Below are 13,033 nucleotides of genomic sequence, written 5' to 3' on the forward strand. Positions count from 1 at the left end.
CCTCAATAAAAAAGTGCTCTGAGTATACGTAATTTTTGGCTTAAAACAGTGAGGGTTGCTGCGGTTCTTCCGCCGCCTCTGGTCTGTTCGCGCGTATTTTGCGCAGCAGGCGTTGACGGCACAGACGCAATACCTCCTGTTTCTGCGCATCGCTCATCGTTTGCCAGTTAAAACGCTCCTCACGGCTACGGAAACAGCCGCGACAGTAGCCGCGCTCATCGGTCTGACAAATTCCCCGGCACGGGCTCTGCACCGGGAAAAACTCTAACTGCTCTGCCACCACACGCCTCCTGTCCCCTCATCTCCTTTCATTGAAGACGTTTCCCTGCGCCGACGCAAATTTTGTTCACTCCGTGCTGCGCCAGCTAACATTTTTGCGCTAAGTCTTGCATTAGACCAATCGGTCTACTACAGTGTGCGCCATGAACAGACACAGCGATTGCGATACCCGAGAACATATCCTGGCCACCGGCGAGCAGCTATGCATGCATCGCGGCTTTACCGGCATGGGCTTGAGCGAACTCCTGAAGACGGCGGAAGTGCCCAAGGGCTCTTTCTATCATTACTTTCGCTCTAAAGAAGCCTTCGGCGTCGCCTTGCTTGAAAACCATTACGCCGGATATCTGCAGCGCCTTGTCGATCACTTCGCCCATGGCGAGGGCAACTATCGCGATCGGCTGCTGGCCTACTATCAGCACACGCTGAATCAGTTTTACCAGCAGGGGATTATTAGCGGGTGTCTCACCGTCAAGCTGTCGGCAGAGGTTTGCGATCTGTCGGAAGACATGCGCACCGCCATGGACCACGGCGCCAGCCAGATCATCGCCCTGCTGGGCGACGCGCTGGAGAAAGGGCGTCAGGAAGGCAGTCTGACCTTTGACGGCGAGGCCAGGACGCTGTCGCAGGTACTCTATTCCCTGTGGCTCGGCGCCAACCTGCAGGCCAAAATAACGCGTAGCGCAACGCCGCTGGAGAGCGCCCTTGCCCACGCGAAACAGATTATTGCGGCGCCTGCTGTATAACAGGCGTTTTTATTTCATCAGTTCCTAGACGACCGGTCTACTCAGGAGTCATTATGTCGGAATCAAAATTATTCACCCCGTTGAAAGTCGGTGCCGTCACCGTCCCTAATCGCGTATTTATGGCTCCACTGACGCGTCTGCGCAGCATCGAGCCGGGCGATATCCCTACCCCGCTGATGGGCGAATACTACCGTCAGCGCGCCAGCGCCGGGCTGATCATCACCGAAGCGACGCAGATTTCCGCCCAGGCCAAAGGCTATGCCGGCGCGCCAGGGCTGCACAGCCCGGAGCAGATTGCCGCCTGGCAGAAAATCACCGCCGGCGTTCACGCGGAAAACGGCCATATCGCCGTGCAGCTGTGGCACACCGGACGAATTTCCCATAGCAGCCTGCAGCCCGGCGGCGCCGCACCGGTAGCGCCGTCTGCGCTGAGCGCCGGCACCCGCACCTCGCTGCGCGACGAAAACGGCCACGCCATCCGCGTCGACACCTCGATGCCTCGCGCTCTGGAAACCGAAGAGATCCCGGGGATCGTCGATGATTTCCGTCAGGCGGTGGGCAATGCCCGTGACGCCGGTTTCGATCTGGTTGAACTGCACTCGGCCCACGGCTATCTGCTGCACCAGTTCCTCTCGCCGTCGGCGAACCAGCGTACCGACCAGTATGGCGGCAGCGTGGAAAACCGCGCCCGTCTGGTGCTGGAAGTGGTCGACGCCGTGAGCAAAGAGTGGAGCGCTGACCGGATTGGCATTCGCGTGTCGCCGATTGGCAGCTTCCAGAATGTGGATAATGGCCCGAATGAAGAAGAAGACGCGCTGTATCTGATTAGCGAGCTGGCGAAACGCGGTATCGCCTATCTGCACATGTCCGAGCCGGACTGGGCGGGCGGCAAGCCGTATAGCGAAGCTTTCCGTCAGAAAGTTCGCGACCGCTTCCCTGGCGTGATCATTGGCGCTGGCGCCTACACCGTTGAAAAAGCCAACGACCTGATCAACAAAGGGCTGATTGATGCCGTGGCCTTTGGCCGCGATTACATCGCCAACCCGGATCTGGTGGCCCGCCTGCAGAAAAAAGCGGCGCTTAACCCGCAGCGCCCGGAATCCTTCTATGGCGGCGGCGCGGAAGGCTACACCGATTATCCTACGCTGTAATCCCTCCATTGATAGCGGCGACGTATCGCCGCTATACTCAACGCTCTGATCTAGCAAATAAACTGCATAGGGGACATTATGCGCTTACTCCACACCATGCTGCGCGTTGGCGACCTGCAACGTTCTATCGACTTCTATACCAACGTGTTAGGCATGAAGCTGCTGCGCACCAGCGAAAACCCGGAGTACAAATACTCCCTCGCCTTCGTCGGCTACGGCGAAGAGAGCGATACCGCGGTGATCGAACTGACCTACAACTGGGGCGTGGACAGCTATGAGCTGGGCACCGCCTACGGTCACATCGCGCTGAGCGTCGACAACGCCGCCGAAGCCTGCGAGCGGATCCGCCAGAACGGGGGCAACGTCACCCGTGAAGCCGGGCCGGTAAAAGGCGGCACCACCGTTATCGCCTTCGTGGAAGATCCTGACGGTTACAAAATTGAGCTGATTGAAGAGAAAGACGCCGGCAAAGGGCTGGGCAACTAACCCCTCCCGACCATAGCGTCTTTATTTTCATCGCTCGCCCGGGCGCTGCGGCGCCCGTTGTTTTCACCCCTGCCTGCTGCAAGCCGTGGCAAAATTTGCCATAATGCGCGCTACTTTTTACCAGCTAAGAGAATCTGATGTCCGAGAACGCTCAACTGAATGGTCTGTGCGACCGTTTCCGCGGTTTTTATCCAGTGGTGATTGATGTTGAAACCGCAGGATTTAATGCCAAAACCGACGCCCTGCTGGAGATCGCCGCCATTACGTTGAAGATGGATGAGCAAGGCTGGCTGATGCCCGATGAAACGCTGCATTTCCATGTTGAACCTTTCGAGGGCGCCAATCTCCAGCCCGAAGCGCTGGCCTTTAACGGGATTAACCCGCACGATCCAGAGCGCGGCGCCGTTAGCGAATACGATGCCCTGCATGCCATCTTCAAAATGGTACGCAAAGGGATGAAAGAGAGCGACTGCAGTCGGGCTATCATGGTGGCGCACAACGCCACATTTGACCACAGCTTCACCATGACCGCCGCCGAACGGGCGGGGCTAAAACGCAACCCGTTCCATCCGTTTGTCACCTTTGACACCGCCGCGCTGAGCGGGCTGGCGCTGGGCCAGACGGTGCTGTCGAAAGCCTGTATTGCCGCAGGTATGCCGTTCGACGGCGCGCAGGCCCATTCCGCCCTCTACGATACCGAGCAGACGGCGCAGCTGTTTTGCGAGATAGTGAACCGCTGGAAGCGTCTGGGCGGCTGGCCGCTGCCGGTAGCGACGCCGGAGTGATAAAAAAAGCGACTTCCAGGAAGTCGCTTTTTTACTGACAGCGGGAATTATTCCGCTTTCGGCTCGTCAGTGTGATATTTCGCCGCGGTCTCTTTGATCAGCTGCTGCAGTTCACCGCGCTGGTACATTTCGATGACGATATCGCAGCCGCCCACCAGTTCACCGTCCACCCACAGCTGCGGGAAGGTCGGCCAGTTGGCATATTTTGGCAGCTCAGCGCGGATATCCGGGTTCTGCAGAATATCAACGTAAGCGAAACGTTCGCCACAGGCGGACAGCGCCTGAACGGCCTGAGCGGAGAAACCGCAGCTTGGCAGCTTCGGCGAACCTTTCATGTACAGCAGGATCGGGTTTTCAGCGATTTGGCGTTGGATCTTTTCTAAAGTCGAGCTCATTGTCGTGCTTCCTTAAACTTCTTTCTACGGCAGTAACTTGTCATTGTAGCGTCCCGAGGGCAGGACCGATAATAACATTTTTTTCACTATTCATATTTTATCTTCTGTTGCGCGAAGTTGCCTTAAAAATATCATTTTGACGCCGCGGGCAGGCGCGCGTTGCGCATTTTCTGTGCGAGGCGGTCAATGTCTGACGCGTTTTCTTGCAATCGTTAACCAATCGACATTTTTGATACAAAAGAATATTAACTTTCCGGGTTTTTATGCTTTAGAATCGTTCCGGTTTGTCATTCATCGTCAGGCATTTGTACATGTCTGTAATTAATCAGGGGATTGCTCAGTGGCGCGGCTAAACAAAATCGCGATATCGCTCTGTGCATTACTGTTCACATCTATCTCATTCACACCACTGGCTCAGGCTTCAGGGCATACGCACGCCTCCGCCTCGCCAAAGGCGTTGCCCGCGAAAAGCGGCTCAGAGCGCAAGAAAAAAGCAACCAGTCAAAAAAGTAAAACCACCGCTAAAACCACCAGTAAAAAGTCCTCGAGCACCCGGCTCCCTACCCGCACTACCGCAGCAAGCCAAACCGCGCTTCATCGTCAGGCCGTCGGCGCCACGAAAAAATGCGTGCTGCGTAAAGGGTATAAAAAGCAGTGCGCGAAAACGGTGGCCGCCAGCGCCGAGCCTACCCTGGCGTTGAACAGCGTCAAAAGCAAATGCGTGGTGCGTAAGGGCTATAAAAAGCGCTGTAAACCCGAGGCCAGCGAAGCGAATCTGACGATCGCCGATGCGCATAAAGTCCGGGTGCAAAAAGCGCAGAGTACCGCCATGAACAAACTGATGGGCCAGCTGGGTAAACCATATCGCTGGGGCGGCACCTCCCCGCGCACCGGGTTCGACTGCAGCGGGCTGGTCTATTACGCCTACAAAGACCTGGTCAAGATTCATATCCCGCGTACCGCCAACGAAATGTATCACCTGCGCGATGCGCGTCCGGTCGATCGTGACGAACTGCAGAGCGGCGACCTCGTCTTCTTCCGCACCCGCGGACGCGGCACTGCCGACCACGTAGGCGTTTACGTCGGCAACGGGAAATTCATTCAGTCACCGCGCACAGGTCGCGATATACAAATCACCTCCCTGAGCGAAGATTACTGGGTTCGCCATTACGTCGGTGCCCGGCGCGTCATGACCCCGAAAACCATTCGCTGATCCCGGTCTGCCGCTACGGCGGCAGCCCTCTTCACCTGCCCGTTCTCCGCCCCTACCGTCAGGGGAAACTGCATATTCGCCTCTGTGACCGGCCCTTCCCGACGATAGCGGGTGGGCGACATGCCAAAGTGACGGTGAAAGGTGCGGCAGAATGCCGCCTGCCCGTCGTACCCCAAACGTTGAGAAATACTCTGCATCGAGGCCTCGGTCTGCGTTAAGTAGATTGTCGCGATGGTCATCTTCCGTCGGCTGACGTAGCTCGCCAGCGTACAGCCGGTCACCATGGCGAATTGCCGTTGGAAATACCAGTGCGAGTAGCCGGACTTTTTCGCTATCGCGCTCACCGGCAGGGTGTCAAAAATATGTGCTTCGATCCAGTCAACGATCCCCTGCACTACCGGGATCATTTTCGGGCTTACCACTTCATCTGTTTTTGCCATCGTAGCCATCCTGTGGAAATTGCTGCCGGCGGCTATATTTGTCATACAAATATAAAAATAGACAATGAATTATTGGCATAGCGGCGATTACCTGAAAGCATAGCATCATTAATTAATTGATTTAGAATGCTTATTTCCACTCAGGCGCTTGCGCTGCAGGGATCTTCGAATGACGTGCTGAGAAATGAACCATCGCGGCGAGAGAATGTAGACCCTGCCCCCTTTAACTTATACATTTTTGCAACATCTACGGGCGTCTTACGCTCTGCTCCGCAGAAAACGGTTAAGCCTTCGGCAGTTGCGCCTGTGATAATAGCCTTTATCGTTGTAAGGCTTTTCACTGCCTGCGGCAAATGTTAACATTCTCAATACAATAACAGGCCGGGACGCGACAGCGTCGGCCGGTAAGCACTCGATTCAGGTGAAAACCTCATCTTGTCAATGTGAGATAAAACAAAAAAGTTATAAGGAGAGTAGCAATGTCGTTTGAATTACCTGCATTACCATATGCAAAAGACGCCCTCGCGCCGCACATTTCCGCAGAAACCCTGGAATACCACTACGGTAAACACCACCAGGCGTATGTCACTAACCTTAACAACCTGATCAAAGGCACCGCATTCGAAGGGAAATCGCTCGAAGAGATCGTGCGCACCTCTGAAGGCGGTGTTTTCAATAACGCGGCGCAGGTGTGGAACCACACCTTCTACTGGAACTGCCTGGCACCGAACGCCGGCGGCGAACCGGAAGGCGAGCTGGCTGCCGCTATTGCCAAATCCTTCGGCAGCTTCGCTGAGTTTAAGGCCAAATTTACCGACGCCGCGGCGAAAAACTTTGGCGCTGGCTGGACCTGGCTGGTTAAAAATGCCGACGGCAGCCTGGCTATCGTCTCCACCAGCAACGCCGGTACCCCGCTGACCACCGACGCCAAGCCGCTGCTGACCGTTGACGTCTGGGAACACGCTTACTACATCGACTACCGCAACGCCCGTCCAAGCTATCTGGATCACTTCTGGGCGCTGGTTAACTGGAAGTTTGTTGCCGCTAACCTGGCCGCATAAACGACAAACCGCAGCTGGGTCCCCCCGGCTGCGGTTTTTTTTAGCGCTTTCCCACCCGTTTATGACTGACTGGCAAAGGCCTCTTCCGGCTGCGCTCGTCCGCTAAACCAGACCAGCAGCAGCGCCAGACCGGCAATGATCGCGCCCATCACCGGCACAAAAGCGTATCCCAGTCCGCCGGAGATCACCGCCCCGCCGGCGGCGGCGCCCAGCGCGTTGCCAAGGTTGAACGCCCCAATATTCACCGAAGATGAGAGCCCCGGTGCCTCATGCGCCACGCGCATCACTCGCATCTGCAGCGGCGGCACCACCGCAAAGGTGGCTGCGCCCCAGACGATCATACTGATGGCCGCACCCGCCTGGGATTGCGCCAGCAGCGGGATCGCCAGCATGATCGCCATCAGCAGCAGCAGAAAGCCTTTCAGCGTGCCGGAGACCGACCGGTCGGCGAATTTGCCACCCAGATAGTTGCCCAGCGAAAAACCAACCCCAATCAGCACCAGCATCGCGGTAATAAACAGCGATGAAGCATGGGTCAGCGTATTTAGGACCGGCGAAATGTAGGTATACAGCGTAAACATCGCCCCGGCGCCCAGCACGGTGGTCAGCAAGGCTGAGAGCACCTGCGGCCGTAACAGGACCGAAAGCTCTTGTTTGACATCCGGCCGCTCGCCCGCGCTGCCCTTCGGCAGGGAGAACCACAGGCTCACCATTGCCAGCAGGCCTAACCCCGCGGTGGCGAGGAAGGACATCCGCCAGCCGATGGTTTCCCCAAGCCAGGTCGCGGCAGGCACGCCGCCGATATTAGCGATGGTGAGGCCCATAAACATGGTGGCCACCGCGCTGGCCTGCTTGTGCCTGGGCACCACGCTGGCCGCCACCACCGACCCCAGGCCAAAAAAGGCGCCGTGGTTGAGGCTGGTAATAATGCGCGACAGCAGCAGCGTAGTGTAATCCGGCGCAATGGATGACAGCAGGTTGCCGACGGTGAAGATCCCCATCAGAAAAATCAGCGCATTGCGTCGGGCGCGATGCGACAGCAGCAGAGTCATCAGCGGCGCGCCGACCATGACGCCGATGGCATATGCACTGATCAGCATTCCCGCCACCGGTATTGAAACGTCCACGCCTTTGGCAATCACCGGCAGCAATCCCATTGGGGAGAACTCGGTGGTACCGATGCCAAAGGCGCCGATCGCCAGCGCGAGTAAAGGAAAGTTGATTTTCATTCAATGACTCCATCAGACCGTCGGGAGGGACGGCATAACATCAGAAGCCAAAAGCATGACATCAATCACAAAAAAACAAAAGTGAACGAAATGACAAAAGATTTTTGCAGAATTGATAATAATGGCGGGATACGGGGAGGAAGCCGCGCTCCTCCCTCATTGGAGCATTAGTGCAGAATGGCGGTCAGGCTGAATGCGACGATCACGCCGAGAGCAATAATCGTGGTGATCAGCGAAAACTTTAAATTGGTATCCATCATTTTTCCCTCTTGTTATCCCCACACCAAAAGTGAGCTTGCTCATTTTTGCACAAAAAATCGCAAAAATCTTCCGGGATTTAGGGCGATGCACATTTTTGCTCTTCCACTTTGCCCCAAGATCGGACAAAATCCCACGCTAATTTAAAAGCGTATCGGCCATTGACCCCTTCCTGTCGTTCTGTGTCGTTTTCCCGACGTGATGCAATGTTGAAAATTGTATTCAGGGTGTGTGTAGGCAAACGTTTACGTATCGATGATCAGGCGATCAGGTCAAGGCATGGAGTGAGATGTAATGGCAACTATTAAAGATGTAGCGAAGCGCGCAAACGTTTCCACTACAACTGTGTCACATGTAATTAACAAAACCCGTTTCGTTGCCGAAGAGACGCGTAATGCGGTATGGGCGGCGATTAAAGAGCTGCACTACTCGCCGAGCGCCGTGGCCCGCAGCCTGAAAGTCAATCATACAAAATCGATTGGCCTGCTGGCGACCAGTAGCGAAGCCGCCTATTTCGCTGAAATCATTGAGTCCGTGGAAAAGAGCTGTTTCCAGAAGGGCTATACTCTGATCCTCGGCAACGCCTGGAACGACCCGGAAAAACAGCGTGCCTATCTGTCGATGATGGCGCAAAAACGCGTCGACGGTCTGCTGGTGATGTGTTCGGAATATCCGGATTCCGTCCTGAGCATGCTGGAAGAGTACCGCCATATTCCGATGGTGGTGATGGACTGGGGCGAAGCCAAAGCCGACTTTACCGATGCGGTGATCGATAACGCCTTCCAGGGCGGGTATATCGCCGGACGTTACCTGATTGAACGCGGTCACCGCGAAATCGGCGTGATCCCGGGCCCGCTGGAGCGCAACACCGGCGCGGGGCGACTGGCCGGCTTCATGCAGGCGATGAAAGAGGCGCATATCAGCGTGCCGGAAAACTGGATTGTACAGGGCGACTTCGAGCCGGAGTCCGGCTACCGCGCCATGCAGCAGATCCTCAGCCAGCAGCACCGTCCAACGGCGGTCTTCTGCGGCGGCGACATTATGGCGATGGGCGCCATCTGCGCCGCGGATGAAATGGGGCTGCGCGTGCCACAGGACATTTCGCTGATCGGTTATGATAATGTGCGCAACGCCCGCTATTTCAGCCCGGCGTTAACCACCATTCATCAGCCGAAAGATTCGCTGGGCGAAGCCGCGTTCAATATGTTGTTGGATCGTATCGTCAACAAGCGCGAAGAGTCGCAGTCTATCGAGGTGCACCCTCGGCTGGTCGAACGCCGCTCGGTGGCGGATGGCCCGTTTGTCGACTATCGTCGCTAAAGCATTGGCGGGCGTGGATCACTCCGGCGCCCGCAGCCACTCCCGATTCAACGTGTCGCTGTCCCCCAGGTAGTCCAGCATCCAGTTTAACGCCGGTGAAGCATCATTCTGCTGCCAGGTCAGACAGCAGGCCGCATCCGGAAACGGATTTTCCAGCGCCAGCGCGGTCCACTCGCCGCGATCCACCCATGGCCGGGCGAAATGGCTTGGCACCATGCCGACGCAGAGCCCTGCCGACAGACAGGTGGCCGACGATTCCCAGTCGGGGACCACCACCCTCTTCTGGTTATCCAGCAGCCACGTTGTCCTTTTGGGCAATGAACGCGAGGTATCCTCCCGCACCAGCGATGGCCAGTTGCGCAGGACATCATCGCTCAGCGGACCCGCCATCTTCGCCAGCGGATGATCGCTCGCCACCACGCAGTCCCAGCTCAGCATCCCCATATCGCGGAACGCGTAGCGCCCCCCGACAGGAATAGAGCGCGTTGCGCCAATCGCCAGCTCCACGCGGCCGTCGGCCAGCGCATCCCATACGCCGTTAAACACTTCCTGGAAAACGATCAGTTCGACGTCGGGAAAATGGCGATAGAAATCCACGATCATCTGGCGCATCCGCGCGGGTTTCACGATATCGTCCACCGCGATTGACAACTGCCCGCGCCAGCCGTTAGCGATTTGCTGGCACTGCTGGCGGGTGATCTGCATTTTTTTGATAACAGAGCGCCCTTCCTGTAAAAACCAGACCCCGGCAGGGGTCAGCTCCACGTCACGATGACGGCGCTCAAACAAGGGGACGGCCAGCCACTCTTCGAGCTGACGCACGGTATAGCTGACGGCGGAAGGCACCCGGTGCAGCTCCTGCGCCGCCGCGCTGAAGCTGCCGTTACGGGCGACGGCATCAACCACTTCCAGAGAGTATTCAGACCACATTTTCTGCCTGCAAAATTTTTGAATGCATGTGACAAATATTAGCGTTTCACAAGCCACCATGCACTCCCTACACTCTGCGGCATCGTACCTGTACTCCAAAAAAGAGAACGTTATGTCACAACCTGGGAAAGGATTTTTAGTCTGGCTGGCCGGCCTGAGCGTGCTGGGCTTTCTGGCCACCGATATGTACCTGCCGGCATTTGCCGCCATGCAGCAGGATCTCGACACCTCCGCCGCATCCATTAGCGCCAGCCTGAGCCTGTTCCTGGCCGGCTTCGCGCTGGGCCAGCTGTTCTGGGGGCCGCTGTCGGACCGCTACGGGCGCAAACCGGTGCTGCTGAGCGGCCTGGCGATTTTCGCGGTCGGCTGCCTGGGGATGCTGTGGGTGCAGAACGCCACTCTGATGCTGGCGCTGCGCTTTCTGCAGGCGATTGGCGTCTGCGCCGCGGCGGTCACCTGGCAGGCGATGGTGACCGATTACTATCCCGCCCAGCGCACCAACCGCATCTTCGCCACCATTATGCCGCTGGTAGGGCTGTCCCCTGCGCTGGCCCCGCTGCTGGGCAGCTGGCTGCTGGTGCATTTCGAGTGGCAGGCCATCTTCGCCACCTTGTTTGCCATCACCCTGCTGCTGATGCTGCCTGCCCTGCGCCTGAAAGCCGCCGCTAAGTCGGCCACTGTGACTGAAAAGAAAATCACTTTTCTCGCGCTGCTGCGCTCCCGGGAATACAGCGGCAACGTCCTGATCTACGCCGCCTGTTCCGCCAGCTTCTTCGCCTGGCTTACCGGTTCGCCGTTTATCCTTCATGAGATGGGCTACGGCCCAACCGCTATCGGGTTGAGCTATATCCCGCAGACCATCGCTTTTCTGGTGGGCGGTTATGGCTGTCGTGCGCTGCTGCAAAAATGGTCCGGACAGCAGATGCTACCTTGGCTGCTGGTGATCTTCGCCGTCAGCGTCGCCGCCACCTGGCTGGTGGGTCTGCAAACGCATGCCTCGCTGGTGGCGTTAATGATCCCGTTCTGCCTGATGGCGGTAGTCAACGGCGGGATCTACCCTATCGTGGTCGCTCAGGCGCTGAAGCCTTTCCCGCAGGCAACCGGCCGCGCGGCGGCGCTGCAGAACACGCTCCAGCTTGGCCTGTGCTTCCTGACCAGCCTGTTAGTCTCCGCGCTGATCGCCACGCCGCTGCTGACCACCACCAGCGTGATGCTGGTCTCTATTTTGTTAGCCGGAGTGGGTTATCGACTGCAGCAGACGCCAGAGCTGGCGGTCCACTCTTCCCACGCCTGACGCCCGTCGCCAGAGCCCGGACCAGTGATTAGCACGCTAAGATATTTTTATTGAAAGCCAGTACTTAGCGTCCTATACTGGATCCGGGTTCACATAAATAAAAAATATTTAACAGATTAACGGATGCAGGATGCCTCCGTTTCACCATGGAAGGCCTTTCGGCAAGGGTTATCTCCCTTCCTCTGTTCTACGTCGGATAGCGACTTCACGGATTATCCGTGAGATTTCTCACAAAGCCAAAAAAGCGTCTACGCTGTTTTAAGGTTCTGATCACTTGGGCGTGATGGAGAAGCTATGAGTTCATCGTGTATAGAAGAAGTAAGTGTACCAAATGATGACTGGTACCGGATTGCAGCTGAATTGTTGGGCCGTGCGGGAATTGAAATCAACGGCTCCGCGCCGTCAGACCTGCGGATTAAAAACCCTCTTTTTTTTAAACGCGTATTGCAGGAGGGGTCGCTGGGTTTAGGCGAAAGCTATATGGACGGCTGGTGGGACTGCGAGCGTCTGGATATATTCTTCCATAAAGTGCTCCGCGCCGGGCTGGAAAAACAACTCCCTCATCATTTCAAAGACACACTCCGCATCGCAGGCGCTCGCCTGTTTAACCTGCAAAGTAAAAAACGCGCCTGGATTGTCGGCAAAGAGCACTATGACCTCGGCAACGATCTTTTCAGCCGGATGCTGGATCCCTACATGCAATATTCCTGCGGTTACTGGAAAGAGGCGCAGACCCTCGAAGCCGCGCAGCAGGATAAGCTGGATCTCATCTGCCGTAAGCTGGAGCTCGAGCCAGGCATGCGAGTGTTGGATATCGGCTGCGGCTGGGGCGGTCTTGCCGAATATATGGCGCGAAATTACCAGGTGAGCGTTGTCGGCGTGACCATCTCCGCCGAACAGCAAAAGATGGCCCAGGCGCGCTGCGATGGCCTTGACGTAGAGATTCGTCTTCAGGATTATCGCGATCTGCACGACAGCTTCGACCGCATTGTCTCCGTCGGCATGTTCGAGCATGTGGGTCCCAAAAATTACGCCACCTACTTTGAGGTCGCCGATCGTAATTTAAAACCCAACGGCCGCTTCTTACTGCACACCATCGGTTCCAAAGTCACCGACCATAACGTTGACCCGTGGATCAATAAATATATCTTCCCCAACGGCTGCCTGCCGTCGGTACGGCAGATCGCTGATGCCAGTGAGAAGCACTTTGTGATGGAAGACTGGCACAACTTCGGCGCCGATTACGACACCACCCTGATGGCCTGGTATGAGCGTTTCCTCGCCAGCTGGCCGGAAATTGCCGATAACTATTCAGAGCGTTTCAAACGCATGTTCAGTTATTACCTGAACGCCTGCGCCGGCGCCTTCCGCGCCCGCGACATTCAGCTCTGGCAGGTGGTGTTCTCGCGCGGGGTTGAACACGGACTGCGCGTCGCCCGTTAAAACACA

Annotated in this window: 15 protein-coding genes; 9 read left to right on the plus strand and 6 right to left on the minus strand. The window is 56.8% G+C overall.

The genetic code is table 11. The features are described 5' to 3' along the window. Nucleotides 1-40: 40 nt before the first annotated feature. Nucleotides 41-283 (minus strand): DUF1289 domain-containing protein, encoded by a 243-nt coding sequence (locus ABLU73_RS17805; RefSeq protein ID WP_017901094.1) that lies wholly within the window; start codon nucleotides 281-283, stop codon nucleotides 41-43. Nucleotides 284-422: 139 nt separating this feature from the next. Here ABLU73_RS17805 and ABLU73_RS17810 point away from each other — a divergent pair, with 139 nt between their 5' ends. From ABLU73_RS17810 to rnt, 4 genes are all read left to right on the plus strand, one after another. Beyond that, nucleotides 423-1,022: a TetR/AcrR family transcriptional regulator gene (locus ABLU73_RS17810; protein ID WP_004202876.1), complete on the plus strand. Its 600-nt coding sequence runs from the start codon at nucleotides 423-425 to the stop codon at nucleotides 1,020-1,022. A 53-nt stretch (nucleotides 1,023-1,075) separates the two neighbouring features. Continuing rightward, a complete protein-coding gene (locus ABLU73_RS17815) occupies nucleotides 1,076-2,173 on the plus strand; it encodes an alkene reductase (RefSeq protein WP_004202878.1) in 1,098 nt (365 codons plus the stop codon). A 78-nt stretch (nucleotides 2,174-2,251) separates the two neighbouring features. Beyond that, nucleotides 2,252-2,659: a lactoylglutathione lyase gene (gene gloA / locus ABLU73_RS17820; protein ID WP_004202879.1), complete on the plus strand. Its 408-nt coding sequence runs from the start codon at nucleotides 2,252-2,254 to the stop codon at nucleotides 2,657-2,659. Between the two features lie 137 nt (nucleotides 2,660-2,796). Then, nucleotides 2,797-3,444, plus strand: a complete 648-nt coding sequence (gene rnt, locus ABLU73_RS17825; RefSeq protein ID WP_004202881.1) for a ribonuclease T — start codon at nucleotides 2,797-2,799, stop codon at nucleotides 3,442-3,444. Between the two features lie 47 nt (nucleotides 3,445-3,491). Here rnt and ABLU73_RS17830 read toward each other — a convergent pair whose 3' ends face one another. Beyond that, complete coding sequence (locus ABLU73_RS17830; RefSeq protein WP_002907768.1) at nucleotides 3,492-3,839, minus strand: Grx4 family monothiol glutaredoxin; 348 nt, start codon at nucleotides 3,837-3,839, stop codon at nucleotides 3,492-3,494. Nucleotides 3,840-4,179: 340 nt separating this feature from the next. Between ABLU73_RS17830 and ABLU73_RS17835 the strand changes: the two genes are divergently transcribed. Then, nucleotides 4,180-5,052: a C40 family peptidase gene (locus ABLU73_RS17835; protein WP_004189707.1), complete on the plus strand. Its 873-nt coding sequence runs from the start codon at nucleotides 4,180-4,182 to the stop codon at nucleotides 5,050-5,052. On the opposite strand, the gene ABLU73_RS17840 is transcribed toward ABLU73_RS17835, so the two are convergent. Next, nucleotides 5,007-5,492 carry an AraC family transcriptional regulator gene (locus ABLU73_RS17840; protein ID WP_004202883.1) on the minus strand — a complete coding sequence of 162 codons (486 nt, stop codon included), beginning with the start codon at nucleotides 5,490-5,492 and terminating at the stop codon, nucleotides 5,007-5,009. The two genes, ABLU73_RS17835 and ABLU73_RS17840, sit on opposite strands and share 46 nt — an antisense overlap. Nucleotides 5,493-5,971: 479 nt before the next feature. Here ABLU73_RS17840 and sodB point away from each other — a divergent pair, with 479 nt between their 5' ends. Then, the gene (gene sodB / locus ABLU73_RS17845; RefSeq protein ID WP_004202885.1) at nucleotides 5,972-6,553 is read left to right on the plus strand and encodes a superoxide dismutase [Fe]; all 582 of its coding nucleotides are present in this window, start codon (nucleotides 5,972-5,974) and stop codon (nucleotides 6,551-6,553) included. Nucleotides 6,554-6,612: 59 nt separating this feature from the next. Here sodB and ABLU73_RS17850 read toward each other — a convergent pair whose 3' ends face one another. Next, nucleotides 6,613-7,782: an MFS transporter gene (locus tag ABLU73_RS17850; RefSeq protein WP_004202887.1), complete on the minus strand. Its 1,170-nt coding sequence runs from the start codon at nucleotides 7,780-7,782 to the stop codon at nucleotides 6,613-6,615. Nucleotides 7,783-7,949: 167 nt separating this feature from the next. Then, nucleotides 7,950-8,042: a YnhF family membrane protein gene (locus ABLU73_RS17855; protein WP_002907776.1), complete on the minus strand. Its 93-nt coding sequence runs from the start codon at nucleotides 8,040-8,042 to the stop codon at nucleotides 7,950-7,952. 292 nt (nucleotides 8,043-8,334) lie between these two features. Here ABLU73_RS17855 and purR point away from each other — a divergent pair, with 292 nt between their 5' ends. Then, complete coding sequence (gene purR / locus ABLU73_RS17860) at nucleotides 8,335-9,360, plus strand: HTH-type transcriptional repressor PurR (RefSeq protein WP_004202888.1); 1,026 nt, start codon at nucleotides 8,335-8,337, stop codon at nucleotides 9,358-9,360. Between the two features lie 18 nt (nucleotides 9,361-9,378). Here purR and punR read toward each other — a convergent pair whose 3' ends face one another. Beyond that, complete coding sequence (gene punR / locus ABLU73_RS17865) at nucleotides 9,379-10,290, minus strand: DNA-binding transcriptional activator PunR (RefSeq protein ID WP_004202889.1); 912 nt, start codon at nucleotides 10,288-10,290, stop codon at nucleotides 9,379-9,381. A gap of 112 nt (nucleotides 10,291-10,402) precedes the next feature. Here punR and punC point away from each other — a divergent pair, with 112 nt between their 5' ends. Then, nucleotides 10,403-11,584 carry a purine nucleoside transporter PunC gene (punC, locus tag ABLU73_RS17870; protein WP_048294975.1) on the plus strand — a complete coding sequence of 394 codons (1,182 nt, stop codon included), beginning with the start codon at nucleotides 10,403-10,405 and terminating at the stop codon, nucleotides 11,582-11,584. Between the two features lie 294 nt (nucleotides 11,585-11,878). Then, complete coding sequence (gene cfa, locus ABLU73_RS17875; RefSeq protein WP_023318439.1) at nucleotides 11,879-13,027, plus strand: cyclopropane fatty acyl phospholipid synthase; 1,149 nt, start codon at nucleotides 11,879-11,881, stop codon at nucleotides 13,025-13,027. Nucleotides 13,028-13,033 lie beyond the last annotated feature (6 nt).

It is taken from the genome of Klebsiella sp. GG_Kp175 (assembly GCF_040062325.1).
Taxonomy (GTDB): domain Bacteria; phylum Pseudomonadota; class Gammaproteobacteria; order Enterobacterales; family Enterobacteriaceae; genus Klebsiella; species Klebsiella quasipneumoniae.

What these genes read in the sequence shown, in the direction of transcription:
- ABLU73_RS17840 (WP_004202883.1), bottom strand. Translation starts at nt 5,492, where the DNA reads ATGGCAAAAACAGATGAAGTGGTAAGCCCGAAAATGATCCCGGTAGTG.
- ABLU73_RS17810 (WP_004202876.1), top strand. Translation starts at nt 423, where the DNA reads ATGAACAGACACAGCGATTGCGATACCCGAGAACATATCCTGGCCACC.
- punC (WP_048294975.1), top strand. Translation starts at nt 10,403, where the DNA reads ATGTCACAACCTGGGAAAGGATTTTTAGTCTGGCTGGCCGGCCTGAGC.
- gloA (WP_004202879.1), top strand. Translation starts at nt 2,252, where the DNA reads ATGCGCTTACTCCACACCATGCTGCGCGTTGGCGACCTGCAACGTTCT.
- rnt (WP_004202881.1), top strand. Translation starts at nt 2,797, where the DNA reads ATGTCCGAGAACGCTCAACTGAATGGTCTGTGCGACCGTTTCCGCGGT.
- ABLU73_RS17855 (WP_002907776.1), bottom strand. Translation starts at nt 8,042, where the DNA reads ATGATGGATACCAATTTAAAGTTTTCGCTGATCACCACGATTATTGCT.
- ABLU73_RS17850 (WP_004202887.1), bottom strand. Translation starts at nt 7,782, where the DNA reads ATGAAAATCAACTTTCCTTTACTCGCGCTGGCGATCGGCGCCTTTGGC.
- cfa (WP_023318439.1), top strand. Translation starts at nt 11,879, where the DNA reads ATGAGTTCATCGTGTATAGAAGAAGTAAGTGTACCAAATGATGACTGG.
- ABLU73_RS17815 (WP_004202878.1), top strand. Translation starts at nt 1,076, where the DNA reads ATGTCGGAATCAAAATTATTCACCCCGTTGAAAGTCGGTGCCGTCACC.
- purR (WP_004202888.1), top strand. Translation starts at nt 8,335, where the DNA reads ATGGCAACTATTAAAGATGTAGCGAAGCGCGCAAACGTTTCCACTACA.
- punR (WP_004202889.1), bottom strand. Translation starts at nt 10,290, where the DNA reads ATGTGGTCTGAATACTCTCTGGAAGTGGTTGATGCCGTCGCCCGTAAC.
- sodB (WP_004202885.1), top strand. Translation starts at nt 5,972, where the DNA reads ATGTCGTTTGAATTACCTGCATTACCATATGCAAAAGACGCCCTCGCG.
- ABLU73_RS17830 (WP_002907768.1), bottom strand. Translation starts at nt 3,839, where the DNA reads ATGAGCTCGACTTTAGAAAAGATCCAACGCCAAATCGCTGAAAACCCG.